At 64.6% G+C, this 25,172-nt stretch carries 22 protein-coding genes; 7 read left to right on the top strand and 15 right to left on the bottom strand.

Translation table 11 applies throughout. The annotated features are described in order from the left end of the window. Positions 1-32: 32 nt before the first annotated feature. The gene (locus tag NG696_RS10560) at positions 33-1,043 is read left to right on the top strand and encodes an alpha/beta hydrolase (protein ID WP_252575360.1); all 1,011 of its coding nucleotides are present in this window, start codon (positions 33-35) and stop codon (positions 1,041-1,043) included. Here NG696_RS10560 and NG696_RS10555 read toward each other — a convergent pair. From NG696_RS10555 to leuA, 3 genes are all read right to left on the bottom strand, one after another. Beyond that, the gene (locus tag NG696_RS10555) at positions 998-1,828 is read right to left on the bottom strand and encodes an isoprenyl transferase (protein ID WP_252565442.1); all 831 of its coding nucleotides are present in this window, start codon (positions 1,826-1,828) and stop codon (positions 998-1,000) included. The two genes, NG696_RS10560 and NG696_RS10555, sit on opposite strands and share 46 nt — an antisense overlap. 3 nt (positions 1,829-1,831) lie before the next feature. Next, the gene (gene recO, locus NG696_RS10550) at positions 1,832-2,584 is read right to left on the bottom strand and encodes a DNA repair protein RecO (RefSeq protein ID WP_252565444.1); all 753 of its coding nucleotides are present in this window, start codon (positions 2,582-2,584) and stop codon (positions 1,832-1,834) included. An 84-nt stretch (positions 2,585-2,668) separates the two neighbouring features. Beyond that, complete coding sequence (gene leuA, locus NG696_RS10545; protein ID WP_252565446.1) at positions 2,669-4,408, bottom strand: 2-isopropylmalate synthase; 1,740 nt, start codon at positions 4,406-4,408, stop codon at positions 2,669-2,671. A 254-nt stretch (positions 4,409-4,662) separates the two neighbouring features. Here leuA and NG696_RS10540 point away from each other — a divergent pair, with 254 nt between their 5' ends. Further along, positions 4,663-6,615 (top strand): M13 family metallopeptidase, encoded by a 1,953-nt coding sequence (locus NG696_RS10540; RefSeq protein WP_252565448.1) that lies wholly within the window; start codon positions 4,663-4,665, stop codon positions 6,613-6,615. A gap of 101 nt (positions 6,616-6,716) precedes the next feature. Here NG696_RS10540 and NG696_RS10535 read toward each other — a convergent pair whose 3' ends face one another. From NG696_RS10535 to NG696_RS10515, 5 genes are all read right to left on the bottom strand, one after another. Beyond that, positions 6,717-8,291: an LCP family protein gene (locus tag NG696_RS10535; protein WP_252575359.1), complete on the bottom strand. Its 1,575-nt coding sequence runs from the start codon at positions 8,289-8,291 to the stop codon at positions 6,717-6,719. Between the two features lie 100 nt (positions 8,292-8,391). After that, positions 8,392-9,366, bottom strand: a complete 975-nt coding sequence (era, locus tag NG696_RS10530) for a GTPase Era (RefSeq protein ID WP_252575358.1) — start codon at positions 9,364-9,366, stop codon at positions 8,392-8,394. Beyond that, positions 9,350-10,681 (bottom strand): hemolysin family protein, encoded by a 1,332-nt coding sequence (locus NG696_RS10525; protein ID WP_252575357.1) that lies wholly within the window; start codon positions 10,679-10,681, stop codon positions 9,350-9,352. Before NG696_RS10525 ends, era begins: the two co-directional genes overlap by 17 nt. Continuing rightward, a complete protein-coding gene (gene ybeY, locus NG696_RS10520; RefSeq protein ID WP_252565456.1) occupies positions 10,678-11,151 on the bottom strand; it encodes an rRNA maturation RNase YbeY in 474 nt (157 codons plus the stop codon). Before ybeY ends, NG696_RS10525 begins: the two co-directional genes overlap by 4 nt. Then, on the bottom strand, positions 11,148-12,233 hold the full coding sequence (locus NG696_RS10515; RefSeq protein ID WP_252565458.1) for a PhoH family protein: 1,086 nt from the start codon (positions 12,231-12,233) through the stop codon (positions 11,148-11,150). The genes ybeY and NG696_RS10515 overlap by 4 nt, the downstream gene beginning before the upstream one ends. A gap of 436 nt (positions 12,234-12,669) precedes the next feature. Here NG696_RS10515 and NG696_RS10510 point away from each other — a divergent pair, with 436 nt between their 5' ends. Further along, the gene (locus tag NG696_RS10510; RefSeq protein ID WP_252565580.1) at positions 12,670-13,560 is read left to right on the top strand and encodes a GerMN domain-containing protein; all 891 of its coding nucleotides are present in this window, start codon (positions 12,670-12,672) and stop codon (positions 13,558-13,560) included. A gap of 9 nt (positions 13,561-13,569) precedes the next feature. On the opposite strand, the gene NG696_RS10505 is transcribed toward NG696_RS10510, so the two are convergent. The 3 genes from NG696_RS10505 to hrcA all read right to left on the bottom strand — a co-directional run bounded on the left by NG696_RS10505 (position 13,570) and on the right by hrcA (position 16,573). Then, positions 13,570-14,352: a 16S rRNA (uracil(1498)-N(3))-methyltransferase gene (locus NG696_RS10505; RefSeq protein WP_252575356.1), complete on the bottom strand. Its 783-nt coding sequence runs from the start codon at positions 14,350-14,352 to the stop codon at positions 13,570-13,572. 2 nt (positions 14,353-14,354) lie between these two features. Further along, complete coding sequence (gene dnaJ / locus NG696_RS10500) at positions 14,355-15,482, bottom strand: molecular chaperone DnaJ (protein WP_252565462.1); 1,128 nt, start codon at positions 15,480-15,482, stop codon at positions 14,355-14,357. 77 nt (positions 15,483-15,559) lie between these two features. Then, a complete protein-coding gene (gene hrcA / locus NG696_RS10495; RefSeq protein WP_252575355.1) occupies positions 15,560-16,573 on the bottom strand; it encodes a heat-inducible transcriptional repressor HrcA in 1,014 nt (337 codons plus the stop codon). A 147-nt stretch (positions 16,574-16,720) separates the two neighbouring features. Here hrcA and NG696_RS10490 point away from each other — a divergent pair, with 147 nt between their 5' ends. Both NG696_RS10490 and NG696_RS10485 read left to right on the top strand, forming a co-directional pair. Beyond that, a complete protein-coding gene (locus NG696_RS10490) occupies positions 16,721-17,569 on the top strand; it encodes a DUF3097 domain-containing protein (RefSeq protein WP_252575354.1) in 849 nt (282 codons plus the stop codon). Positions 17,570-17,697: 128 nt separating this feature from the next. Further along, the gene (locus tag NG696_RS10485; RefSeq protein WP_252575353.1) at positions 17,698-18,117 is read left to right on the top strand and encodes a DUF4870 domain-containing protein; all 420 of its coding nucleotides are present in this window, start codon (positions 17,698-17,700) and stop codon (positions 18,115-18,117) included. 64 nt (positions 18,118-18,181) lie between these two features. Here the strand turns inward: NG696_RS10485 and hemW are convergent, their stop codons facing one another. Further along, complete coding sequence (hemW, locus tag NG696_RS10480; protein WP_252565469.1) at positions 18,182-19,411, bottom strand: radical SAM family heme chaperone HemW; 1,230 nt, start codon at positions 19,409-19,411, stop codon at positions 18,182-18,184. A 36-nt stretch (positions 19,412-19,447) separates the two neighbouring features. Continuing rightward, the gene (gene lepA, locus NG696_RS10475) at positions 19,448-21,301 is read right to left on the bottom strand and encodes a translation elongation factor 4 (protein WP_252565471.1); all 1,854 of its coding nucleotides are present in this window, start codon (positions 21,299-21,301) and stop codon (positions 19,448-19,450) included. Positions 21,302-21,462: 161 nt separating this feature from the next. On the opposite strand from lepA, the gene NG696_RS10470 reads away from it, so the two are divergent. Both NG696_RS10470 and rpsT read left to right on the top strand, forming a co-directional pair. Next, complete coding sequence (locus NG696_RS10470) at positions 21,463-22,011, top strand: type II toxin-antitoxin system PemK/MazF family toxin (RefSeq protein WP_252575352.1); 549 nt, start codon at positions 21,463-21,465, stop codon at positions 22,009-22,011. A gap of 168 nt (positions 22,012-22,179) precedes the next feature. Further along, positions 22,180-22,440 (top strand): 30S ribosomal protein S20, encoded by a 261-nt coding sequence (rpsT, locus tag NG696_RS10465; protein WP_056340153.1) that lies wholly within the window; start codon positions 22,180-22,182, stop codon positions 22,438-22,440. A 124-nt stretch (positions 22,441-22,564) separates the two neighbouring features. Here the strand turns inward: rpsT and holA are convergent, their stop codons facing one another. Together holA and NG696_RS10455 are read right to left on the bottom strand one after the other, a co-directional pair. Further along, the gene (holA, locus tag NG696_RS10460; protein ID WP_252565475.1) at positions 22,565-23,581 is read right to left on the bottom strand and encodes a DNA polymerase III subunit delta; all 1,017 of its coding nucleotides are present in this window, start codon (positions 23,579-23,581) and stop codon (positions 22,565-22,567) included. Next, positions 23,515-24,465: a ComEC/Rec2 family competence protein gene (locus NG696_RS10455; protein ID WP_252575412.1), complete on the bottom strand. Its 951-nt coding sequence runs from the start codon at positions 24,463-24,465 to the stop codon at positions 23,515-23,517. Before NG696_RS10455 ends, holA begins: the two co-directional genes overlap by 67 nt. Positions 24,466-25,172: the final 707 nt, after the last annotated feature.

Here is a 25,172-nt window from a genome sequence, read left to right as displayed (position 1 = left end):
GCCATACACGCGACCCCGGCTAGCATAAAGCCATGAGGTGGCAGCCAGATATCCTCGGTGCTGGCTTCGAAGCCTGCACATTCGAGGCCGCGGGCGACGACGGCGTGAAGCGCACCGCCACGCTGGTGCGCTTCCGTCCGGCGAACGAACTGGCGGCCACCGGCCGGCGACGGACCGTACTGTTCCTCCATGGTTGGAGCGACTACTTCTTCAATGTGGACCTCGCCCGGTTCTGGACGGGCCGGGGCTACGAGTTCTACGCCCTGGACATGCACAACCACGGCCGCAGCCTGCGCCCGGAAACGCCGGGCGGCTACGTGGCAAACCTGGCGGACTATGACGCCGAGATCGAAGCGGCCATCGCCATCATCCGGGCCGACACGCACACGCCGGAACTGGAAGCCAAGGCCTCCCTCACGCTGATGGGCCACTCCACCGGCGGCCTGGTGGCCGCCCTCTGGGTCAGCAACCACCCCGGAGCAGCCGCCCAGCTGGTATTGAATAGTCCCTGGCTGGAGATGCACGGCAGCTCGCTGGTGCGCCGTGCTGCGTCCACGATGGTGGGACCCGTGGCGCGGTTCCGGCCGGAGGCTGTCCTGCGGCTGCCGGAGCGGGGGTTTTATTGGCGGACCATCAGCAGTTCAGCCGACGGCGAGTGGCCGCTTGACGACAGGTTCCGTCCGCCCATGGCATTTCCGCTCCGCGCGGGCTGGCTCAGCGCCATCCTGGCCGGCCACACCAAGGTGGCCCGTGGCCTGGACATTGACATACCCATCCTGGTGCTGCTGTCCCGTGGAAGCGCCACCGGGCCGTTCTGGTCCGAGGAAATGCGGCGCACCGACGCGGTACTGGACGTCAACATCATCGCCCTCCGCGCCCTGACACTGGGGCGCAGCGTCACGGTGGAACGGATCGACGGCGCGCTCCACGACGTCTTCCTCTCCCCTGCCAAAGTGCGGGCAGACGCCTATGCGCGGCTCGCCCGCTGGCTCCGGGGTTACGGTACGGCCGAACCCGGCGCGGCGTCGACGGCGCCGCCGTAGCGCCGGTCCCGCTGGGCGTAGATTTCGACGGCGTCCCACAGGGTCCGCCGGTCGACGTCGGGCCACAGCGTGTCCATAAAGACGAACTCAGCGTACGCCGACTGCCAGAGTAGGAAGTTGGAGAGCCGCTGCTCCCCCGAGCTCCGCAGGAACAGGTCCACGTCCGGCAGGTCTGGTTCGTCCAGGAACTTCTGGATGGTTTTCTCCGTGATGGCACCGGGCTTGAGCCGGCCTGCGGCAACCTCGGCGGCGATAGCCGATACGGCGTCCGTGATTTCCGCCCGGCCGCCGTAATTAACACACATGTTCAACGTGCAGGTGCTGTTGCCCGCGGTAAATTCCTCAGCCTCTTCCAGTTCGCGGATCACCGAGCCCCACAGCCTGGGACGCCGGCCGGACCACCGCACGCGAACACCCCAGTCGTCCAGCTGATTGCGCTGCCTTCGTAGCACATCCTTGTTAAAACCCATCAGGAAACGGACTTCTTCGGGTGAGCGGCGCCAGTTTTCGGTGGAAAACGCATAGACGCTCACATATTCGATGCCCAGTTCGATTGCGCCCGCCACCACATCCAGCAGGGCGGGCTCGCCGGCTTTGTGACCCTCGATCCGCGGCAAGCCCCGCTGGTTGGCCCAACGGCCGTTGCCGTCCATCACAATAGCGACATGGCGGGGGACGAATTCTGCGGGGATCGCCGGGGCAACCGCGCCGGACGGGTGCGGATACGGTGCCACCACGGGGGCGCTCCGCTGCCGCGAAGGACTCTTCTTTTTTCCCAAGGCCACTAGTCAGCCACGCTCCACATGTTTGAGGGATTTCAGGACACGTTCAAGGTGCCATTGCAGGTATACGGCCACCAGCCCCGCGGCTTCCCGTCGGTGCGGCACGTCCGAGCCATCCGCCGTCGTCCAGTCCCCGGTCAGCAGGGCGCCCAGAAGAACGACGGTCTCCGCCGCCGGCGCAGGCGAACCGGGTGGCCTGCAGTCAGCGCAGACCATGCCGCCAAGCGGAGCCGAAAACGCCGTATGGGGGCCGGGCCGGCCGCAGCGGGCGCAGTTGGTAAAACTCGGCGCCCAGCCGCCGGTGGCGAGGGCCCTCAGGAGATATGAATCGAGGATCAGTCCGGGCGCGTGTTCGGCCCGGCTCAGCGAGGCCAGCGCGCCCACCAGCAGGTTGTACTGGGCGGTGCCGGCTTCGCCGTCGACGTCGGTCAGTTTTTCCGCAGTTTCGGTCATGGCAGCGGCAACGGTGTAGCGGCCATAGTCTGCGGCGATGTTGCTGCCGTAGGCGCCCTTGGCAACAGCCTGGGTGACGATGTCAAGTGTCTTTCCTGAGACCAACTGCAGGTCTGCAACCATAAACGGCTCCAGCCGCGCTCCAAACTTGCTGCTGGTCCGCCGCACTCCCTTGGCGACGGCGCGGATCTGGCCGTGGTGCTTGGTCAGCAGGGTGATGATGCGGTCCGCCTCGCCGAGCTTGTGGGTACGGAGCACCACGGCGTCATCCCGGTAGGACCGGGCAGCAAAGGATTGTTGGACCACGGTTAATCTTCGCACTGAGTTCCGGAAAGCCGGCAATGCCGGTGCGTTGCGCGCCGGGAACCCCGGCGCGCAACATGTTCCGAATCAGGCGCGGGAATCCCGGATGGCACGATTGACTGCGGAAATGACGGCCTTGAGCGAGGACATGCTGGTGTTGGCATCAATACCGACGCCCCACAGGACGCGCTCCCCTACGGCACACTCGACGTAGGCTGCGGCCATCGCGCTGCCGCCTTCCGAAAGGGCATGCTCGCTGTAGTCCAGCACCCGGACATCCACGCCGTCCTCGCGCAGGATGCTCAACAGCGCGGCGATGGGCCCGTTTCCGGTGCCCGTGCGCCGGGCCTGGACACCGTCAACGGTGAGCGAGGCGTGCAGGGACATCCCGCCGTCGTCATCGGTTTCGGTGCTGACGGAACCGAGCGAGTAACGGCCCCACTGGCCGTCCGTTTCGCTGGAGGGCAGGTACTCGTCCTGGAAGTGCTGCCACAACTGGGCGCCGCTGACCTCGCCGCCCACGGTATCGGTCTTCTTCTGGATCACGCCGGAGAATTCCATCTGGGCACGGCGGGGCAGGTCAAGGCTGTGTTCGTTCTTGAGCAGGTAGGCCACGCCACCCTTGCCGGACTGCGAGTTGACGCGGATGACGGCCTCGTAGCTGCGGCCCAGGTCCTTGGGGTCAACGGGCAGGTACGGGACCTGCCAGGTGAAGTCCGCGACGTCCTTGCCGGCGGCGGCAGCATCTTTCTCCAGCGCCTCGAAGCCCTTCTTGATGGCGTCCTGGTGCGAGCCGGAGAAAGCGGTGAAGACGAGGTCGCCGCCGTAGGGGGAACGCTCGGCGACGGGGAGCTGGTTGCAGTACTCCACGGTGCGCCGGATCTCATCGATGTCGGAGAAGTCGATCATGGGATCGATGCCCTGGACGAACATGTTCAGGCCCAGGGTGACGAGGTCCACGTTGCCGGTCCGCTCGCCGTTGCCGAACAGGCAGCCCTCAATCCGGTCCGCGCCGGCCAGGTACCCCAGCTCGGCGGCGGCCACGCCGGTGCCCCGGTCATTGTGCGGGTGCAGGGACAGGATGATGCCTTCACGCGGGTGCAGGTACCGGCTCATCCACTCAATGGAATCGGCGTACACGTTCGGAGTGGCCATTTCCACGGTGGCGGGCAGGTTGATGATGACCTGGCTGTCGGCGGATGCTTCGAACACGTCGGCGATGGCGTTGCAGACCCGGACGGCGTAGTCCAGTTCGGTTCCGGTGAACGACTCCGGCGAGTATTCATAGGTGATGTGCGTGTCAACGAGGGTTTCCTCGTACTTCTTGCACAGCCGGGCGCCCTGGAGCGCGATGTCCAGAATGCCGTCCTGGTCCTGGTTGAACACCACGCGGCGCTGCAGGACGGACGTTGAGTTGTACAGGTGGACAATCGCCTGCTTGGCGCCGACCAGGGACTCGTACGTCCGCTCGATCAGGTGCTCGCGGGCCTGGGTGAGGACCTGGATGGTGACGTCGTCCGGGATGTGGTTGCCGACGATGAGCTGGCGGACGAAGTCGAAATCGGTCTGCGAAGCAGAAGGGAAGCCGACTTCAATTTCCTTGTAACCCATGCGGACCAGCAGATCGAACATCTTCATCTTGCGGGCCGGGCTCATCGGGTCGATCAGCGCCTGGTTGCCGTCACGCAGGTCCACAGCGCACCAGCGCGGGGCTTTGGTGGTGACCTTGTCCGGCCACGTGCGGTCAGGCAGTTCAACGGTGATCTGATCCTGGAAAGGACGGTAGCGGTGGGCTGGCATTCCAGAGGGCTTCTGTGCGTTTCGCATTACTATCGGGGCCTTTTCTATGGTTCTTATCTGAAAGGTGGCCGGGCAACACAAACTCCGCGACGAGGGTGGGCCTTGCGCTAAATCGCGTCTGAGGCCTCGCCGCGGCAGCTAAGAAGAAGGAGCTCTGCGCGCACCATTTGAGGGTAGCACGCGTGCGTAAGATGAGAGGGCACCACCGTCCTTATCGTCCAACATGCAGACGCCGCGCCGGTGCCAGCGCCGGCCGCGGCACGTCACACGAAGGAGCATCTGTGCCCATCTCGGGGATCGATCTGTCCAACATTGACCACACCGTCAGGCCGCAGGATGACCTGTACCAGCACGTGAACGGGTCCTGGCTCAAGGCCACCGAAATTCCGGATGACCGGCCACTCGAGGGAACCTTCACCGCGCTGCGCGACGGAGCGGAGATCGCGGTCCGGGACATCATCGAGGAAGCAGCCGCCAAGGGTGAAGCCGCCAGCGGGATAGAACGTAAGGTGGGCGAGCTCTACAACAGCTTCATGGACGAAGCCACTGTGGAGGCCAAAGGCATGGAGCCCATCCGCGGGCGGCTTGCCGAGGTTTTTGCCACTACCACGGTTGCTGATCTCGTGGCCCTGGCCGGGCGGCTGTTCCGGTCAGACGTGTCCGGGCTCTTCTACATCTACCCGGCTCCGGACGCTGGCAACCCGGACCGCATCCTGCTCTACACCGGCCAGGGTGGCCTGGGACTGCCGGACGAGTCCTACTACCGGGAAGAGAAGTTCGCCCCCATGGTCAAGGCCTATGGCGAGCATGTCAGGACCATGTTCACCCTGGCCGGAGTGGCCGATCCGGAGCCTGCGGCCGCACGCGTCGTTGCCCTCGAAACCAGCCTCGCATCCCACCACTGGGACAACGTCACCCTGCGCGACCCGCGGAAGACCTATAACCTCAAGTCCGCTGAGGAAGCGGCCACCCTGTTCCCGCTCCTTAACACCTGGTTCGAAGCTGCCGGGATCGACGCCGACAAGCGCAACGAGATCGTAGTAAGCACACCGGACTTCTTCAGTGGGGCCGCCGGCCTGCTGGAGTCCGAGCCGCTCTCCGTGTGGCAGGAGTGGCTGGCCCTGCGGGTCGTCAACGGCGCCGCGCCGTACCTGTCCTCCGAGTTCGTGGATGCCAATTTTGCCTTCTACGGAACAACCATCAGCGGCACGCCCCGGAACAAGGACCGCTGGAAGCGGGCCGTCGCCGTCGTCGAAGCTGCACTCGGTGAGGCCGTTGGGCAGATTTACGTCTCGAAGCACTTCCCCGAAACCCACAAAGCCCGCATGCAGACCCTGGTGGCCAACCTGATCGAGGCATACAGGCAGTCCATCACCAGCCTTGCCTGGATGGGTGAGGAAACAAAGGCCGAGGCGCTGCGGAAACTGGAGGCCTTCCGCGCCAAGATCGGCTACCCCGACAAGTGGATCGATTACTCCGCTGTGGAAATCGACCCGCTGGACCTTCTGGGGAACGTTGAGCGGGCCCACAATGCTGACGTCGACCGCCACCTGGATGAGGTGGGCAAACCGGTGGACCTCAACAAGTGGCTTATGACACCGCAGACGGTCAACGCGTACTACCATCCGATGCTGAACGAGATCGTCTTCCCGGCCGCTATCCTGCAGCCACCGTTCTTCACAGCCGACGCCGACGACGCCGTTAACTACGGTGGCATCGGAGCGGTGATTGGCCACGAGATCGGCCACGGTTTTGATGACCAGGGGTCGCAGTTCGACGGCGGCGGCGCGCTGCGGAACTGGTGGACCGAGGATGACCGGACGGCCTTTGAGAAACTCACAGCCAAGCTGGTGGCACAGTACGACGAGTTGTCCCCGTATGCGGCGCCGGGGCACAATGTCAACGGCAAGCTGACGCTCGGGGAGAACATCGGCGACCTTGGTGGCCTGACCATCGCCTACAAGGCTTACCTGCTCAGCCTTGACGGCAAGGAACCGGAAGTTCTGGACGGACTGACGGGGCAGCAGCGGTTCTTCGCGTCCTGGGCAGCCGGCTGGCGGCAGGTGATCCGGTCCGAAGAGGCCATCAGGAGGCTCGCCACGGATCCCCACTCCCCCAACGAATTCAGGACCAACGCCATCGCCAAGAACCTGGACGCCTTCCACCAGGCCTTTGGCGTGACCGACCAGGATGGCATGTGGATGCCGCAGGACGCTCGCGTCAGCATCTGGTAGTCACCCTCCAGGACACACAAGAGGCGGGGCCGTCTGGCCCCGCCTCTTGTGTGTCGACTGAGGTGCTGTCTTCTGTGGTGCTGTCTTCTGTGGTGCGGCTGTCAGTCCTGGACGATCAGCACAGGGTTGGCCTGCTGGCACACGGTATCGCCGGCCGTCTGGTTGACGATGTCCTCGGGCAGGGCGGCACCCGCACCGGCTCCGTAGGATGCCCCGGTGGTGAAGTCAGTTCCAAGGTAGACCTGGACTCCCGCGACGCGAGGTGCCAGCTGGACCTGCGCGGCCGGGATCCCCAGCAGCGCAGCCACGTCAGTTGCGACGTCGGCGAATTCCGTACCGTAGTAGACAACGCTCTGCGCCACCGCCGAGGCTTCAAACGGCCCGGATTGGGTGAAGCCACCGGTGATCAACGCCTGCACGATTTCCTGGGCGCGTCCCGGGACGCCGCTGCCGTTGGCCACGGTGACTGGTTGCAGCGCCTTGTCATACCGCGGCACCGCCGGGGCTGTTTCTGTTGGGGTGGCTGTTGTTTCCGTCGGCGCCGGGGACGGCGTGGTGGGTGCTGTCGGATCCGTGAGGTCCACGTCCTCGCGGAGGGCCGCAAAGAGCTGGGACCCTGCGGGCTCGGCAATCTGCAGGCGGTTGATGTCCGTGACTGCCGGCGTGGTGGGCACGGCCACAAACGCCACCTTGCTGATATCGATGTCCTTGAGCCGGCTACCGATACTCACGAGCGACGGCACGGAGGCCAGCCCCTCATCCACCGTGAGGTTCTTGGTCACAACATCGGCAATGGTCAGCATCTTAGAGGGGTCAGACAGTGTGCCGTCGTCCTTGATCTTACGCGTGAGGGAGGACAGGAATCCCTGCTGTGCCCTGATCCGGCCCAGGTCTCCACCGTCAGCAAAGGCATGACGGGTCCGCAGGAAGGCAAGAGCCATTTCGCCCTGAACGGCGGACGTGCCCTTCGGCAGGCGCAGCCGGGAGTCAGGATCATAGACCGCGTCACTGATGCACACGTCAACGCCGCCCACCGTGTTGGAGAGTTCCTTCACTGCGGTGAAGTCCGCCATCATGAAGTGATCGATCTCCATGCCAGTCAGCTTGTTGACAGTGTCTACGGCGCAGCCGATGCCGGCTTCATTCATGGCCTCGTTGATCATGACACCGCTGCGGGCAGGATACGTCCGCTTGGTCTTCTGGTCGGTGCACTCCGGAATATCGACCAGCAGGTCCCGGGGGAAGCTGATGACGCTGACGCGCTTGTTGTCCGCCGATACGTCCATCAGCATCATGACGTCGGATTTGCCGTAACCTATTGAGTCCTCCACAGCGCCGTACTCCGCGTTTGCGCCGTCCCTGGTATCAGAGCCAAGGATCAGGATCTGCATCCGGCCCGATTTGTCGTCCGATGGGTTCGCCGCGCCACCGGCGTTCAGCGGTGCCGTGGTGATGTTCGACTGAAACCGCAAATACCAGTAGCCTGCGAAGCCAAGACCGCCGACAACCAGGATGGTGACCACCGCAGTGGTCACCTTCAGCCAGGCCGGCATCCGGCTCCGGGATCCGAGATGCCGGGCAACGCCGACGGCGGTGGCATCAGCGTGGCGGGACACCGGACCGGTCCCGGCTGACGCGTCAGCTCCGTACTCGCGATTGTCGCGGCCTCGCCCCATGTGTGGTGTACCTTCCTCGAAAAAATTGAATCCGGCCTATTTTAGTTGCCCAGTCTGGGAACTTCCCGACGACCGGCCGGGTAAAGCGAAAGGGGCAGCGTCAGAAGCCGAGCTTGACCAGCTGCTTCGGGTCGCGCTGCCAGTCCTTGGCCACCTTCACATGCAGGTCAAGGTAGATGCGGGCACCGAGCAGCGCCTCGATCCCCTTGCGTGCGTTGGTGCCGACTTCCCGGAGCCGTGCACCGCCCTTGCCGATGATGATGGCCTTCTGGGACGAACGTTCCACATAGAGATTAACCCGGACGTCGAGGAAGGGCCTGTCTTCGGGCCGGCCCTCACGCGGAACAATCTCATCGACGACGACGGCCAGGGAGTGGGGCAGTTCGTCGCGGACGCCTTCGAGGGCAGCTTCCCGGATGAGCTCGGCGATCATCACGGCTTCGGGCTCGTCCGTCAGGTGACCGTCCGGATAAAGGGGCGGCGACGCCGGCATGTGGCTGATCAGGACGTCTGCGAGGGTGTCCACCTGGAAGCCGTCGGTGGCGGAGACCGGGACGATGTCCTTCCAGCCGTCCTCGCCGATGACATCCCGGCCCAGTGCTGCGACGGCGAGCAACTGCTCGGTGAGCGCCTGCCGGTCCACTGTGTCCGCCTTGGTGACGATCGCGATGACCGGCTTGTTGCCGATGGCGGCGAGCTGGGCGGCGATGTACTTGTCGCCCGGGCCGATTTTCTCGTTGGCGGGCAGGCAGAAGCCGATCGCGTCGACCTCGGCGAGGGTGTCGGCGACGAGTTCGTTCAGCCGCTTTCCCAGCAGCGTGCGGGGGCGGTGCAGGCCCGGGGTATCCACCAGGATCAGCTGGGCGTCATCGCGGTGCACGATCCCCCGGATGGTGTGGCGCGTGGTCTGCGGCTTTGCGGAGGTGATCGCCACCTTCTGGCCCACCAGTGCGTTCGTCAGGGTTGATTTTCCTGCGTTAGGCCGCCCCACGAGGACCGCAAAGCCTGCCCTGTAGCCGCCGAAGTCTTCTGCGGCCGAATCCGGGTTGGCCGGACGATTACTTTTCTTGCTCACGTGGAACTCCCTGCTGGGTTGCTTTCGCCTCGTCGAGGAGGTCTTCAAGGTCAGTGTCTGCTTTTGGTACTGCTGAGGCAATGATGTGGCTGACGCGGTTGCGGCGGCCCTCGAGCCGTTCGGCGAGCAGCGAGATGCCGCCCACCACCACGCGGCTGCCCACAATGGGAACGCGGCCCAGGGCCTTGGCCAGCAGCCCGCCCACAGTGTCAACCTCGTCATCGTCGAGCTCTATGTCGAACAGTTCGCCGAGGTCGTCGATGCTCATCCGGGCGCTCACCCGGTAGGAACCGCCGCCCAGGGCCACGGCCTCGGCGCTTTCGGTGTCATACTCGTCCACGATTTCGCCGACAATTTCCTCGATGAGGTCCTCGAGGGTGACAAGGCCGGCCGTGCCGCCGTATTCGTCGATCACGATGGCAACGTGTGTTGACTCCTTCTGCAGTTCCCGCAGCAGATCGCTCACCGGCTTGGACTCCGGGACGTACCGGACCTCGCGGGCCAGAGCTTCGACCGGGGGCTGTTCGTCGTCGGGCCCGAGCTCATGGAGCGTCGCCGCAACGTCCTTGAGGTAGACGATTCCGAGGATCTGGTCCGTGTTGTCGCGGATCACGGGGATCCGCGAATAGCCCGACCGCAGGAACATTGACATGGCCCGCCTGAGGCTGGAGCCGGCGTCGATGCTGAGGATATCCGTCCGGGGCACCATCACGGCGCGCACCAGGGTGTCGCCGAAGTCAAAGACTGATTGGATCATTTCAGCTTCGGTGTCTTCGATCATGTCCGATTCGGATGCGCGGTCCACAAGTTCGCGGAATTCCTGTTCGCTGAAGAACGCGTCATCACCCGCCGGAGCGCCGGGAGCGGCGGCACTGCCCAGCGCCACGAGCCACCCCGGGATGGGTCCGAGGACCCACGTCAGGTACCTGATCAGCGGTGCTGTGGAGCGGACGACTGCGGCCGAATGCAGCCTGCCGAGCTGCCGCGGGGAAACGCCGACGATGACGAAGCCGAGCAGGGCCATAATCCCGGTGGCGGCCAGCCCGGCCAGCCAGACGTTGTCCAGCAGGCTGTGGAGCAGGACGGCCACCGCTACGGCTGAAGCCATCTCGAACCAGACCCGCCAGAACCGCAAGGCCCGGATGTGTGCCACCGGGTGGGCCAGGATGCGCTTCATGGCGTTTCCGCGGCTTTTCAGCAGGGCGTCTTCGGCGTCATGCCGGGAAAGGAACGTGAACGCGGCCTCGGCTGCGGTCAAGAGTGCTGCGGTACCGAGGAACGCCAGGGCCATGCCGACAAGGAGCAGGGGCGTCACTGCGTGGTCTCGGCAGGTGCTTCTTTGCCGGTGAAGCCGGAAAGCAGCTGGCGCTGGAGGCCGAACATTTCTTCCTTTTCCTCGGGCTCTGCGTGGTCATAGCCGAGCAGGTGGAGGATCCCATGTGTGGTCAGCAGCAGCATCTCATCCTGCAGGGAGTGCCCGGCGTTGACGGCCTGCACCTGCGCCACCTGGGGGCAGACGGCGATGTCACCCAGCATCCCTTGGGGAGTGGGCCGGTCCGGCGTGCCGGGGGTCAGTTCGTCCATGGGGACCGAGAGCACGTCGGTGGATCCGGGCTCGTCCATAAGCTCGATGTGGAGCTTTTCCATGGCAGGTTCATCCACCAGGAGAATGGAGAGTTCAGCCTGCGGGTGGATGTAAAGCTGCTCGAAAACATACCGGGACAGCGCCACGAGCTCCGCTTCTTCAACCTGGATGCCGGATTCGTTGTTTACCTCAATGCTCACGCGTTTTCCCCCCGCTTTTCCCGGCTTACCGAGTGTTTTACTTTGTTCCGCTGGACATCGTCCCAGAGACTGTAGGCACGCACGATGTCGCCCACAAGCCGGTGGCGGACTACGTCTGTGGAGTCCAGGATGGTGAAGTTCACGTCCTCGATTCCCTGTAGGATCTCCTCCACGATCCGCAGCCCCGAGCGGGTGCCGAAGGGCAGGTCCACCTGGGTGACGTCTCCGGTGACCACCATTTTTGACCCAAAGCCCAAACGCGTGAGGAACATCTTCATCTGTTCGGGTGTGGTGTTCTGCGCTTCGTCCAGGATGATGAACGCGTCGTTGAGCGTGCGGCCACGCATGTAAGCCAGCGGCGCCACTTCGATGGTCCCGGCGGCCATCAGGCGCGGGATTGACTCGGGGTCCATCATGTCGTGCAGCGCGTCGTACAGCGGTCGCAGGTAGGGATCGATCTTGTCGCTCAGGGTGCCCGGCAGGAACCCCAGACGTTCGCCGGCCTCGACTGCGGGCCGGGTCAGGATAATGCGGCTGACTTCTTTCTGCTGCAGCGCCTGGACGGCCTTGGCCATCGCGAGGTACGTCTTACCCGTGCCTGCAGGGCCAATCCCGAAGATCACCGTGTTCGCATCAATCGCGTCCACGTAGTTCTTCTGGTTCAGGGTCTTGGGCCGGATGGTCTTCCCCCGGCTGGAGAGGATGTCATGGGTGAGGACGTCCACAGGGTTCTGCAATGACTGGCTGCGGAGCAACGCGACGAGCTGGTGCAACACCGCAGGGCTGATGACTGTGCCGCGGGCCACGAGGCCGCGCACTTCATGCAGCAGCCGCATGATGCGGGGAACTTCGTTGGCAGGGCCGCTGATGGACAGTTCGTTTCCGCGGACGTGGAAGTTAACGGACGGGAACTGCTCTTCGATGTATCGCAGGGCCTCGTCATGGCTGCCGAGCGATTGGACCATCTGATCGGAGTTGTCAAAGAGAACCACCTCCGTCCGGACACCGGGAAGTGAATGGGGGAATTCTCCGGCGGCGCGGTCAGTATTGAGCCGGCGCTTTCCGTTCGCTGATTCAGTCATGGTGCTGGCCCGCAGGCCCGTGGTCTCCTCCAGTTCGAAATTTAAGTGCGCCGGCTACTGCGTGGGGGCTGTTGCCGGGCACGCAGGAGCCAGCGGAGTCCTTCCATCTTACGCCAGGAGGCACCTCCCGGCAGCGTCCGGCGGTCTCCGGCGAGGGTGCCCGTCACCGGCTTGCTGCGGGACGGTTGGCGTCATTAGGTATCAACTTCATATCGGGCTCATATCGTTCCCGTTGCAGTTGGGCCGGCAGCCCGGATTCGGTCCTTTTGGCGGAGCTGGCTATGCGATGCTGGAAATCACAGCCGTCCGGGGACCGGCTCACGGGGCCCAGGCCTCGCCATTTCACAGCAGGAAAGGACAGGCCACGAGAGTGCCGGAAACAGCGACCACCCTCAGTGTCAGGCGCGCCGCGCCACGTTTCCGTCCGCAACGTCTCCTGGGCCTACTGCCAGCATTCCTCCTTCTCACCGGTTGTATCGCGGACCCCAGCCCTGAGCCCAACCTGACGGCAAACTCCAGCGCTGCCGCCACCAGCTCCCCCGGGGCACCTTCCACCAGCGCGCCCCTGGAAACTACACAGTCTTCGAATAAGGCACCGGTCTATTGGATTGGCCGAAGCAACAGCAACGCGTTCCTGTACCGGGAGTTCCGGGACGTGCCGGAGCAGGAGAATCCAGTGACCCGCGCCCTGCGGGCCATGATGTCCGAGAAGCCGCTGGACCCGGATTTCTTCACGCCCTGGCAGAATCCCGAGAAACTCGCCTCGTCCATTTCCGGCAAGAACGTCATTACCGTCGACATCTCGGAGGATGCATTTAACAGCAATCTCGACGCCGACATGGCTGGCCGCGCCATTCAGCAGTTGGTCTTTACCGCTACGGCAGCGGCTGCGAGCTCCGGCCTGATCGATTCCGGCCAGCAGATCCAGGTCAGGATCCTGGTGGATAGCCACACCGACTACGTTGCCTTCGACCACGTCCAGCTTGGCGACCCCATGTCCCGAGCTGCCGGAATGGTGGCGCCCGTGTGGATCATCGATCCGCAGGAAGGGACGGACCTGGCCGGCGGAAGCGTCAAGATCACCGGCCGCAGCACCGTTCCGGGCGGTAAGCTCCGCTGGCAGATCCTGCAGGCCGAAGCGAACGGGAACAAGACGCCCTACCTCACCGGGGAGACCACTGCAGCTGCCGAAGCGGCCCAGTCCGGAGTGTTTACGCTTGCCCTTAGCCTGTCCGCCGGGAGTTACGAGCTCCGCGTTTCGCAGGTGGATGCGGCCGGCACCAGCCAGGAGCTGAATGTGGATACGCGGAACTTCAACGTCCGGTAGCAGGCGGCCTCAGGATACCGGGGCTGTCCAGCGTCCCAGTACATCGCTCGCCAGAACAACCGCTGCCGGTCCGGCCGTGGATGACCTCAGGACGTGGTGTCCCAGGAGCGCCGTCACGGCACCGGCGTCGCAAAGCCGGGTGACTTCGCGAGGACTGATTCCGCCTTCCGGGCCAACGATGAGCAGAATTTCCAGGGGTCCGGCGTCAGCCTGGGTGCCCTGCCATGATTCCAGGACAGACCGGAGCGGTCGGACCGCGTCTTCGTGCAGGATTACGGCCAGATCCGCTGCCGCCACGGCCGCCGTAAGGCCTGGCGTTTCGACGGCGGCGCGCACCTCGGGGATCCAGGCGCGGCGTGCCTGCTTGGCGGCGGCAGTGACCACGGACTGCCATTTTGCGTGGGCCTTGGCCGCGCGCTCACCCTTCCAGCGGACAATTGATCGCTCGGACTGCCAGGGAACTACGGCATCGATCCCGAGTTCGGTTGCCGTTTCCACGGCCAGTTCATCGCGGTCCCCCTTGGCCAGGGCCTGCACCAGCACCAGCCGGATGTCGGGCCGGTCCTCCACCACGAGGGCGTCGCATTCCACGGTGAGCTCCGCGGGCGACGCCGAGACAACAGTTCCTGTCAGCCGCTTTCCGGCGCCGTCGGCAATGTCCACTGCTTCTCCGGGAGATAGCCGTTTTACGGTCACGGCGTGGCGTGCCTCCGGCCCTTGAAGGACAAATCGGGCACCGGGCACCAGCTCGTCCAGCGACCCGGCACCGCTGAAGAAAACGGGATTGCTCACCGTTACAGGTTACCGAACCGGTCCCGCAGCTTGGCAAAGACGCCGCCGCTGGCAGCCAGTTTGCCTTCCGTGAACTGCTCGCCCCGCAGCTTCGCCAACTGCCGCAGGAGATCCTCCTGCGCGGCATCCAGCTTGGCCGGAGTCTCCACCTGCAGATGGACCATCAGGTCACCGCGGCCGTAACCGCGCAGGTGCGTCACGCCGAGTCCACGGAGCGTGATGATCTCCCCGGACTGCGTCCCTGACTTGACGTCGATCTCCTGCAGCCCGTCAAAGGTTTCCAGTGACAGCTCGGTACCCAGGGCGGCAGCTGTCATGGGGATGTGCAGCGTTGCGTGCAGGTCGTCACCGTCGCGCGCGTATGTGGCGTCGTTGTTGACCCGGAGTTCCACGTACAGGTCCCCGGACGGTCCTCCGGCCGGGCCTGCTTCGCCCTGCCCGGAGAGCTGGATCCGGGTGCCTGTGGCAACACCGGCCGGCACCTTGATGGTGAGCGACCGCCGGCTGCGGATGCGGCCTTGGCCGCTGCATTCGTTGCAGGGGTCCTTGATGACCGTCCCGAAGCCTTCGCAACTGCCACACGGGGCCGCCGTCATGACCTGGCCCAGGATGGAGCGCACCGCGCGCTGGACCTGGCCGCTGCCGCCGCAGATATCGCAGCGGACAGGGTTGCTGCCTTCGCGGCAGCATGACCCGTTGCAGGTGGGGCAGGTGACGGCTGTGTCCACTTCGAGTTTCCGGTTGACGCCGAACACGGCATCGCGGAGTTCGATCCGTACACTGATCAGCGCGTCCTGGCCGCGGCGGACCCGGGACGCGGGGCCGGAGGTGCCGCCGGCCCCGAAGAACGTGTCGAAGATGTCCTGGAACGCGAAGCCCTGGCCGGAGTATCCGCCTCCGCCGAACCCGTTGTCGGTGCCGTTCTCATTGCCGGTGGTGTCATAGATCCGGCGCTTCTGAGGGTCCGAAAGCACCTCGTAGGCATGGGTCACGGCCTTGAAGCGGTCCGATGCATCGTCCCCGGGGTTTACGTCCGGGTGAAGAGTGCGGGCCAGCTTGCGGTAGGCCTTCTTGATCTCTTCCCCGGTGGCTTCCGGCGAGACTCCGAGGACGTCGTAGTGGCTGCTCAAAGTTCGTATCTCTTCCTTGTTGTACTGCCGGCAGCCGGGCTGCCGGCACTGCTCTTTGTGCCTGGACCGCGGTGCTGTTACGGACCCAGAATTCTTGAAAGGTAACGGGCTACTGCCCTGACGGCGGCCATGGTGGTGGGATAGTCCATCCGGGTGGGGCCCAGCACACCGATCTTGGCATTGCTGTCTGGTCCGTAGCCCGTGGCCACCACGGAGGCTTCCGCGAGCCCGTCGTACGGGTTTTCACGCCCGATGCTGACTGCCACGCCCCTCGGATCCTGCGCCATGTCGCTCAGGAGGCGCAGCAGGACAACCTGCTCCTCGAGGGCTTCCAGGACCGGTCCGATACTGAGCGGAAAATCCACATTGGAGCGGGCGAGGTTCGCCGTTCCGGCCATGACCATGCGCTCCTCGCGGCTGTTGTGGGCGAGCGTTTCCAGCCCGTGGGCCAAAGCCTGGGCCGCCGCGCGCTGGCCCGGGCTGACGGACGAAACGACTCCCGGAAGCGAGGGGGTCAGCCGGCTCAGCGAGATGCCCGCGAGTGATCCGAGGAAGTGTGTCCGCAACGCGGCGATGGCGTCGTCGCCGAGGTCCTGGCCGACGTCGATCACGCGCTGTTCGACCTTGCCGGTGGTGGCGATGAGGACCACCAGGACTTGCCGGGGCGCGAGCAGGACGAATTCGATGTGGCGGATCGTGGCGCGGCTCAGATGCGGATACTGCACCACGGCGACCTGGTTGGTCAGCTGCGACAGCATCCTGACGGTCCTGTCCAGGACGTCGTCCAGATCGTCTGCGCCCTCCAGCAGCGACTGGATTGCGCGCCGTTCCGCCTGGGAAAGCGGCTTTACCGCTGAAATCTGGTCCACAAACAGCCGATAGCCTTTGTCTGTGGGGATCCGTCCGGCGCTGGTGTGCGGGGCCGTGATCAGGCCGTCGTCTTCCAAGGCCGCCATGTCGTTGCGGATGGTGGCACTGGACACGCCGAGGTGGTGGCGTTCCACGAGTGCTTTTGAACCTACTGGCTCGCGGGAGTGCACATAGTCCTCCACGATGGCGCGCAGTACTTCGAGTTTGCGCGGCTCGCTCATACTCCACCTCCATCCGTGGTCACTGCAGGGTTAGCACTCGACATGCCTAAGTGCTAACAGTCTAATATGAGTCACCCCGTTGTTAGCATTGGTACCGCTCCGGGCGAAATTCCGGGCCAGGATCTAGCGGCAAGGTGGAATCAATCCATGCAGTACCAGAACTGGGGTCCACAGGAGATCACTGCGCCCGTCAGAAGCGAACTCCCTGAGGTCCCCGTGGAACGTGGCATGGTTCTCGAAGATGCCCAGTCAGGCTGGGTGGGAGCGGTGACCCGGGTGGAGAAGTCCGGTGGCATGCATGTAGTGGCCCTCGAAGACCGACGCGGCAAGTCCCGGTCCTTCCGGCTCGGCTTCGGGTTCCTCCTGGAGGGGCAGCCCATCCGGCTCGTTCCCCCGGCGCCCAGGCAGGCCGCCCCCGTGGTCGCCGGCCGGACGGCGTCGGGCTCAGTCCGCGTGGCCGGCCAGCGTGCCCAGGTGGCCAAAGCCAGCAGAATCTGGGTGGAGGGAAAACACGACGCCGAACTCGTGGAAAAAGTCTGGGGTGACGATCTCCGCGTAGAGGGCATCGTCGTCGAGCCTTTGCATGGCATTGATGATTTGGCGGGGGCGGTAGCCGCATTTGGTCCCGGTCCGGGGCGGCGGCTGGGGGTCCTGGTGGACCATCTGGTGCCGGACTCGAAGGAGTGGCGCATCGCGGCTGCCGTGATGGCCTCCCCCGGCGCGGCGGGGAATGTCCTGATCGTCGGGCACCCTTACGTTGACGTGTGGCAGGCGATCCGGCCCGCTGTACTGGGCATCGAACAATGGCCAGTGGTGCCCCGCGGGCAGGACTGGAAGACCGGAATCCTGGCAGCGTTCGGCTGGCCGCACTCCACCAAGGAAGACGTCGGACTTGGCTGGCAAAAGCTGCTGGGCGCTGTCCGAAGCTACGCGGACCTGGAAGCATCACTGCTCGGGAGAGTGGAGGAAGTCATCGACTTCCTGACGGTGCCTTAACGCCGGATCCGGCTGCTGGCGGCGGCATTTGGTGGCTGAACCAGTATTCTTGGTACTGCGGAGGCTGCAGTTGCTTCAGTCCGGCATTCTCCAACCCAGCACCATTGCACTTTCGAAGGAAGAAAACCGTGGCACAAAACGCACGCGAGCACCGGGACGACCACGGCGGCCAGGGCCGTTCCGAGTACCAAGGCGTTCCGGCAAATGCGCTGCCCCTGACGGCCAGCGAAGACCGCCAGTGGGCCACGCTGGCACACTTCGGGGGGATCCTCGGCTGTGTTCCGTCACTGCTGATCTACCTGATTTTCCGTGAGCGCGGGCCGTTTACCGCCCAGGAATCCAAGGAAGCGCTGAACTTCAGCCTGCCGCCCACCATTGCGGCGCTGGTGGCCAACCTCCTGGTGTTCATTCCGGTGGTGGGAAATATCTTCGCTGTCATCGCCACCCTGATCTGGATTGCCCTGACCTGCTTCTCCGTGGCCGCAGGTATCCACGTCAATAAGGGCCAGCCGCACCGCTACCAGTACAACCTGCGCTGGATCAAGTAGTCCCCACCCGCACCCTAACCTCGCAAGGCCCGGCCAGGGAACCCTGCGGGCGTGGGCCCACCAGTCAGTCCGGCAGGATCCTGCGGACCACAGCGTCGGCCAGCAGGCGGCCCTTCAGTGTCAACACCAGCTTGCCGTGGAAGGCAGCCGGCGGCTCCACCAGGCCGTCGGCAATGAGCCCGGCCACGGCGTGACGGCCGTGTTCGCCCAGCGTCGACGTTGCCAGCCCCGACACGAGCCGGGCCTCAAGCATCACGCGCTCCACGTCGCGGGTTCCGGCGTCGAGGGTTTCCCGACCGGCGGCCGGTGACAGGCCCTGAGCGAGCCGTCCGGCATAGGCCGTGGGGTGCTTGACGTTCCACCACCGCACTCCGCCGACGTGTGAATGCGCACCTGGTCCGATGCCCCACCAGTCGTCCCCCCGCCAGTACGCAAGGTTGTGCCGGCATGCCTGCTCCGGCGTCCGGGACCAGTTGCTGACCTCATACCAGCTGAGGCCCGCCGCGCCGATCAGTTGGTCGGCGAGTTCGTACTTGTCGGCGTGGTCGTCGTCGTCGATTCCCGGGACTTCACCCCGGCGGATCTGGGCGGCCAGCTTGGTGCCGTCCTCAACGATCAGCGCGTAGGCACTGATGTGGTCAGGCTTGTAGGACAATGCCGTCTCCAGTGAGAACCGCCAGTCCTCCAGGGACTCCCCCGGCGTCCCGTAGATCAGGTCCAGGCTCACGGCCAGTCCGGCATCGCGCGCCCACTGCACCACCTGCGGCACGCGGCTGGGCGTGTGCGTGCGGTCCAGGACCTTCAGGACATGGGGAACGGCAGACTGCATGCCAAAGGAAACCCGGGTGAAACCAGCATCGGCCAGCACCTGCAGGGATGCAGGGGTGACCGAGTCCGGGTTTGCTTCGGTGGTCACTTCGGCGCCGGGTTCCAGGCCCCAGTGTCCGACGGCGGCCGTCAGGATCCGGGCGAGGTCTTCCGCAGGGAGCAGCGTGGGGGTGCCGCCGCCGAAAAAGACTGTGCTCAGGGGCCGGTCCGGAAGACCCGAGTCCCGCAGGACCGTGGCCGCAAGATCCACTTCGGACACGGCCGTGGTGGCGTAGGCGTCCTGCGACGCTCCGCCGCCCAGCTCGGTGGCCGTGTACGTGTTGAAGTCGCAGTATCCGCAACGCACCGCGCAGAACGGGATGTGCACGTACAGGCCGAAGGCCCGGTCCGCCGCACCGTCCACTGCCTGGGCGGGCAGCAGACCGTCCGACGGCGCGGGGTCGCCGAGCGGAAGAATGCTAGGCACCGCAGGGACCTCCGGTGTTGCCGGCCACTGTCATCACTACTTCTTGGCCTTGTCCTTGGACTCGTCGGTGGTCAGCGCAGCGATGAAGGCTTCCTGGGGGACCTCAACGCGGCCCACCATCTTCATACGCTTTTTGCCTTCCTTCTGCTTCTCCAGCAGCTTGCGCTTACGGGAAATGTCGCCGCCGTAGCACTTGGCCAGAACGTCCTTGCGGATGGCCCGGATGCTTTCCCGGGCGATGATCCTGGAGCCGATGGCAGCCTGGATGGGCACTTCGAACTGCTGGCGGGGAATCAGCTCGCGCAGTTTGCCGGTCATCATCACACCGTAGGCATAAGCCTTCTCGCGGTGCGTGATAGCGGAGAAGGCATCCACCTGTTCGCCCTGGAGCATGATGTCCACCTTGACCAAGTCGGCCACCTGCTCGCCGTCGGCCTTCCAGTCCAGCGAGCCGTAGCCCCGCGTCTTGGATTTGAGGATGTCAAAGAAATCGAACACGATCTCAGCGAGCGGCAACCGGTACCGGATTTCGACCCTGTCCTCGGACAGGTAGTCCATGCCGCCAATAACACCGCGGCGGCTCTGGCAGAGTTCCATGATGGCGCCCACAAACTCATTCGGCGCCAGGATGGTGGCAGCCACCATCGGCTCGCGGACCTCTGCGATCTTGCCGGAAGGGTATTCGCTGGGGTTGGTCACATGGACCACCTTCTTGTCCTCCAGCGTCACCTCGTACTCCACGTTGGGGGCAGTGGAGATCAGGTCAAGATTGTATTCGCGTTCGAGCCGCTCCCTGGTGATTTCCAGGTGGAGCAGGCCGAGGAAGCCGACGCGGAAGCCGAAGCCGAGCGCGGCCGACGTTTCAGGCTCGTACACCAGTGCGGCGTCGTTGAGCATCAGCTTCTCCAGCGCATCGCGGAGCACCGGGTAGTCCGTGCCGTCCAGCGGATACAGGCCGGAGAACACCATCGGCTTGGCATCGGCATAGCCGGGAAGGGAGGCAGTGGCAGGCTTGGCAAGGTTGGTGACGGTGTCGCCGACCTTGGACAGGCGGACGTCCTTCACCCCGGTGATGAGGTAGCCCACTTCGCCCACGCCGAGGCCTTTGGAAGGGGTGGGCTCCGGGGAACTCACCCCGATCTCGAGAAGTTCGTGGGTGGCGCGGGTGGACATCATCTGGATGCGTTCACGGGGGTGGAGCATGCCGTCAACGACGCGGACGTACGTGACCACACCGCGGTACGTGTCGTAGACCGAGTCGAAGATCATGGCGCGCGCGGGGGCATTCGGGTCACCCACGGGGGCCGGCAGGTCACGGACGATTTTGTCCAGCAGGACCTCGACGCCCATGCCGGTCTTGCCGGAGACGCGGAGCACGTCGTCGGGGTCGCCGCCGATCAGGCTGGCTAGTTCGGCCGCGTACTTCTCAGGCTGGGCTGCCGGGAGGTCGATCTTGTTCAGCACCGGGATGATGGTGAGGTTGTTTTCCATCGCCAGGTACAGGTTCGCGAGGGTCTGGGCCTCGATGCCCTGCGCCGCGTCAACGAGCAGCACTGCACCTTCGCAGGCGGCCAGCGAACGGGACACCTCGTAGGTGAAGTCCACGTGGCCGGGCGTGTCGATCATGTTCAGCGCGTAGCTGGTGCCGTCGAGCTCCCAGGGCATACGGACCGCCTGGGACTTAATCGTGATGCCGCGTTCGCGCTCAATGTCCATGCGGTCCAGGTACTGGGCCTTCATATCGCGGGACTTAACCACCCCGGTGTACTGCAGCATGCGGTCGGCCAAGGTGGACTTGCCGTGGTCAATGTGCGCGATGATGCAGAAATTCCGAATGATGGCCGGATCTGTCGCGGCGGGCACCGGGGCGGTGCGGGCCATGGGAGACACGCAGGGTCCTTACTGTTGGCATTCACGCGGCCACCGCCAGGACGCACCGAAGGCACCCTGCGGCTGTACCGCACATTTGGAACTTCCAGTCTCCCACGTCCGGGCGCATCGTATTGCATTCAGGTCAAACCGGTACCAGGGCCCGGAGATAGTCTTGCCCCATGCCTATCAACCTCCGCTCCTTGGCCAACGCCGTCCGGATATCCGTCAGGTTCCTGCAGAAGTTCCGTTCAGGTCCAACCGGATCTGCCGGACCGGCCACGCCCACGCCGGCCCGCCACGCACCGACTTCCAAGCCGGCCACGCCCGGCGCCTATCCTGGCGACTTCAACGGCACAGCAACCATCCGGTACGCCCCGCAGCCCGATGGCAGTCCCGACCCCGGCGAGATTGTGTGGGCGTGGGTTCCATATGAAGAGGACCACGGCCGGGGTAAAGACCGTCCTGTTCTGCTGGTGGGAAAGAACGGGCGGTACCTGCTGGGCGTGATGCTCACCAGCAAGGACCACGACCAGGCCGGCAACCGGACCGGAGAGTACGTGGACATCGGGACCGGCAGCTGGGACCGCCAGCGGCGGCCCAGCGAGGCGAACCTTGGGCGGATCCTTCAGGTCAGCCCGGACGCCATCCGGCGCGAAGGTGCTGTTCTGGACCGGAAACGCTTCGATCTGGTGGCTGCAGGTATCCGGCGGCGACACGGCTGGAAATAGCCCGCCAAATGGCCAGCTTCCGGGGGGTCTGCTATTCTATATAGCTGTGTGTCCGTGCAGGTCGACGGCCACTGATGGTTGGCCGCCATAGGTATCCCCACGCCGCTCAGTCAATGGCCAATCTGAAAGCCCTCTAGACCATTTCCGCATTAAAAAGAGAGTTCACACGTGGCTAATATCAAGTCCCAGAAGAAGCGCATCCTTACCAACGAGAAGGCCCGCCTGCGCAACAACGCAGTCAAGTCTGAGCTGAAGACGGCCATCCGCGCCGTCAACACCGCCGTTGAGTCCACCGACAAGGATGCAGCTGCCGCTGCCCTGCTTGTTGCCGGCCGCAAGCTGGACAAGGCTGTCAGCAAGGGTGTTCTGCACAAGAACAACGCAGCAAACCGCAAGTCGGCCATCTCCAAGAAGGTCAACGCGCTGTAAGGTTTCCAGTTCACCTGAACTGATGATTGTGGCCGGCACCCGATGGGTGCCGGCCACACATCTTTAAGCCGTCAGCGTCTCTGCCCCAGAGCCACCAACAGCAGCCGCGATCAGCTGAAGTCAGTCAGTGCCCGCGCACAGAGGTTGCGATGACGGTCACCGCATGTTCAACGGCATAGACGGGATCGCGCGAAAGGCCCTTTACCTGGGCGTCGGCCTCGGCGGTGGCCTGGATGGAGCGGACCAGGCCCTCCGGGGTCCAACGGCGCACATCGCGCTGGGCCTGCTCCACAAGCCAGGGCTGCATGCCCAGTTCCCGGGCGATCTGCGCCGGGGACCCCTGGGCGCCGGCAACTTTCGCCACCGTCCGCAGCTTGGCCGCCAGCGCCGCCACCAGCGGAACCGGATCGGCTCCAGTGGCAAGCGCGTGACGAAGGGTGGAGAGCGCTACTGGCCCGTTTCCGGCCATGGCTGCGTCCGCGACCTTGAAGGCCGTGGCCTCGATCCGGCCGCCGTAGTAGCGGTCCACCATCTCCGGGGTCACTGCTCCCGTGGCATCCGCGATCAGTTGGCTGCACGCCGCCGCGAGCTCCGAAAGGTTGGCGCCGACGGCATTGACCAGCGTCTGTACGGCGTCCGAGCTGATCTTGCGTCCTGCGGCCCTGAATTCAGTTGCCACGAAGGTGGCCTTATCCGCATCTTTCTTGAGTGGCTGGCAGTCCACTACCGGCCAACCGCCCGCTTTGACGGCATCGAGGAGCTTCTTGCCGCGGACTCCCCCGGCGTGGCGCAGGACGAGGACCGCGTCCGGTTCCGGGCGGGCCAGGTAGGTCAGGGCGTCGGCCAGGAAGGCATCGTTCATGCCTTCAACGCCTTCGACTTCGATCAGTTTGCGCTCACCGAAGAGTGAGGGGCTGACGTTCATGGCTAGGGTCCCGGCTTCGTAGGTGCCGGCCGTGAGGCGGCTGACTTCCACGTCCGGGAACGCCGTGCGCACCTGGGCGCGGATATGGTCCATGGCACGGATGCCGAGGTATTCCTCCGGTCCGCCCACCAGGACGATTTCGGCAGGCGTCACGTCCCGCCAGGTGGCCGTGTTGGACGCCGGAGTCCTGGTTCGTGTGGTCTGGGCTGCGGCCATTGTGGATTCCTCCCGGAAATTCTGGTGCAGTGTCTAAGCCTGCCACGGTGGGCCGCCGCCACCAAGCCGGGGCCACGCTGGCCTGGCCCGCGCCGGTCCGGCCAGCGCCTGGACAACGGGGCCCCCAGGTGCCGTTCCAGGAGGTCCAACACCGATTCCGTCCGGGCGTGCACTGCCAGGACCCACGGGAACACCTGACGCGGCCGGACGGCAAGCCACACACCGGCAAAGGTCAGCAGGGAGAGCAGCACCATGGTCAGGAGTCCGAACGGGCCCTCGGGCCAGGGCAGCGCAGCCCCCGGCAATCCGGCCGTGATCCGCGCGGTTCCTGCCACTCCGGCGCTGAAAGTGCCTGCCACGGCGATCAGGATGGTGGCCAGCCACGGTGCGGCAACCACCAGTGGGACAGCTGCCGTTCCCAGCAATGTCACCGGTGCTACCAGCGGGGCTGCCATTAGGTTTGCAAGCAGCGAGTACGTGGAAAACTGGGGCTGCAGGAGCACAATCACCGGGCCGCACAGCAACTGCGCGGACAGCGGGACGGCCCAGGCCGCGGCTGCCCAGCGTGGAACAACTGGCGGGGTCCAGTCAATCATCCGTCGACCCAGGACGATGATGCCCAGGGTTGCGAGTACTGACAAGAGGAACCCAAAGCTGGTACCGAGGCCGGGGTCGATCAGGAGCAGGCCCATCACGGCGAGGCAGAGGAAACTGAGTCCGCGGCCCGTCCGGCCGCCTGCCAGCGATGCCACGGCGATTGACCCCATCAGCGCGGCGCGCAGTACGCTGGCGTCCGGGCCCACGAGCACCACAAACATTGCCAGGCCGGTCAGCGCCAGTCCTGCCGCGGGGAGCCGGTGCAGGCGGAGGCTGCGTGCAGCGATCAGCAGTGCACCCAGGACCAGGCTGCAGTTGGCTCCAGAGATAGTTCACAACAGGGGTGGGTGTGCTGACTAGAGCAAGTTTGAGCATATCAAGACTTTATCGCCGTGCACATGGTTGTTCCACACGCCTTCATAATGTGTCTCGTCAGGTCGCTGCATGGCCGCTTCGTCGCCTCCGACGTTATCGCTGCACAGCTTCCTCGCAGGGCTAGAGAACCCGTCTGAGATTCCGCTCGATGACCAGCTACGGGTACTCCCCCAAGGACTGCTCCAGTGTCGCCGATGACACTCCCACACATGTTCGTTAGGGTGCCGCCGACGGCCCATCGACTTTGTGCCACGGCTTGTGGCAGAGAATCCCATCCTCAGTGCGAGTGCCTTTGGCGCCAGCTCAGGAGGAAAGCAAACGTAACCCGGGGTTCCCGCACTACTCGGATGGCGTTTACAACAGCATCTCCAAGGGAAGAATCTCTGAGGTCGAGGGCACAGCGATGATGAAGAGACTCCTTGAACGGTGCGTAGCGATTTCGCGCGCCTATTCTGGAGCTATTCAGCATCGATAGAGCGGCAGGCAGCGTGACGAACAGGTCCAAAGTCATATGGAATAAGCACGCGTACCAAGCCGGAACCCTGCTTAGCCGGCATCACCTTCCCCACGTCCTTCAGCATCGGCAAGACATCAGATACGAAGGCATTGTTGGCTCCCT

Source organism: Pseudarthrobacter cellobiosi (genome assembly GCF_023913755.1).
Lineage (GTDB): Bacteria > Actinomycetota > Actinomycetes > Actinomycetales > Micrococcaceae > Arthrobacter > Arthrobacter cellobiosi.
The sequence above is the reverse complement of the archived record's forward strand: the minus strand, read 5'-3'. Positions and strand labels throughout refer to the sequence as shown.

Coding starts and splice junctions, on each gene's coding strand:
- NG696_RS10515 (WP_252565458.1), bottom strand. CDS start 12,233: ATGACTGAATCAGCGAACGGAAAGCGCCGGCTCAATACTGACCGCGCC.
- leuA (WP_252565446.1), bottom strand. CDS start 4,408: ATGCGAAACGCACAGAAGCCCTCTGGAATGCCAGCCCACCGCTACCGT.
- NG696_RS10490 (WP_252575354.1), top strand. CDS start 16,721: ATGCAGTACCAGAACTGGGGTCCACAGGAGATCACTGCGCCCGTCAGA.
- NG696_RS10535 (WP_252575359.1), bottom strand. CDS start 8,291: ATGGGGCGAGGCCGCGACAATCGCGAGTACGGAGCTGACGCGTCAGCC.
- hrcA (WP_252575355.1), bottom strand. CDS start 16,573: ATGAGCGAGCCGCGCAAACTCGAAGTACTGCGCGCCATCGTGGAGGAC.
- holA (WP_252565475.1), bottom strand. CDS start 23,581: ATGGCCGCAGCCCAGACCACACGAACCAGGACTCCGGCGTCCAACACG.
- NG696_RS10560 (WP_252575360.1), top strand. CDS start 33: ATGAGGTGGCAGCCAGATATCCTCGGTGCTGGCTTCGAAGCCTGCACA.
- NG696_RS10470 (WP_252575352.1), top strand. CDS start 21,463: ATGCCTATCAACCTCCGCTCCTTGGCCAACGCCGTCCGGATATCCGTC.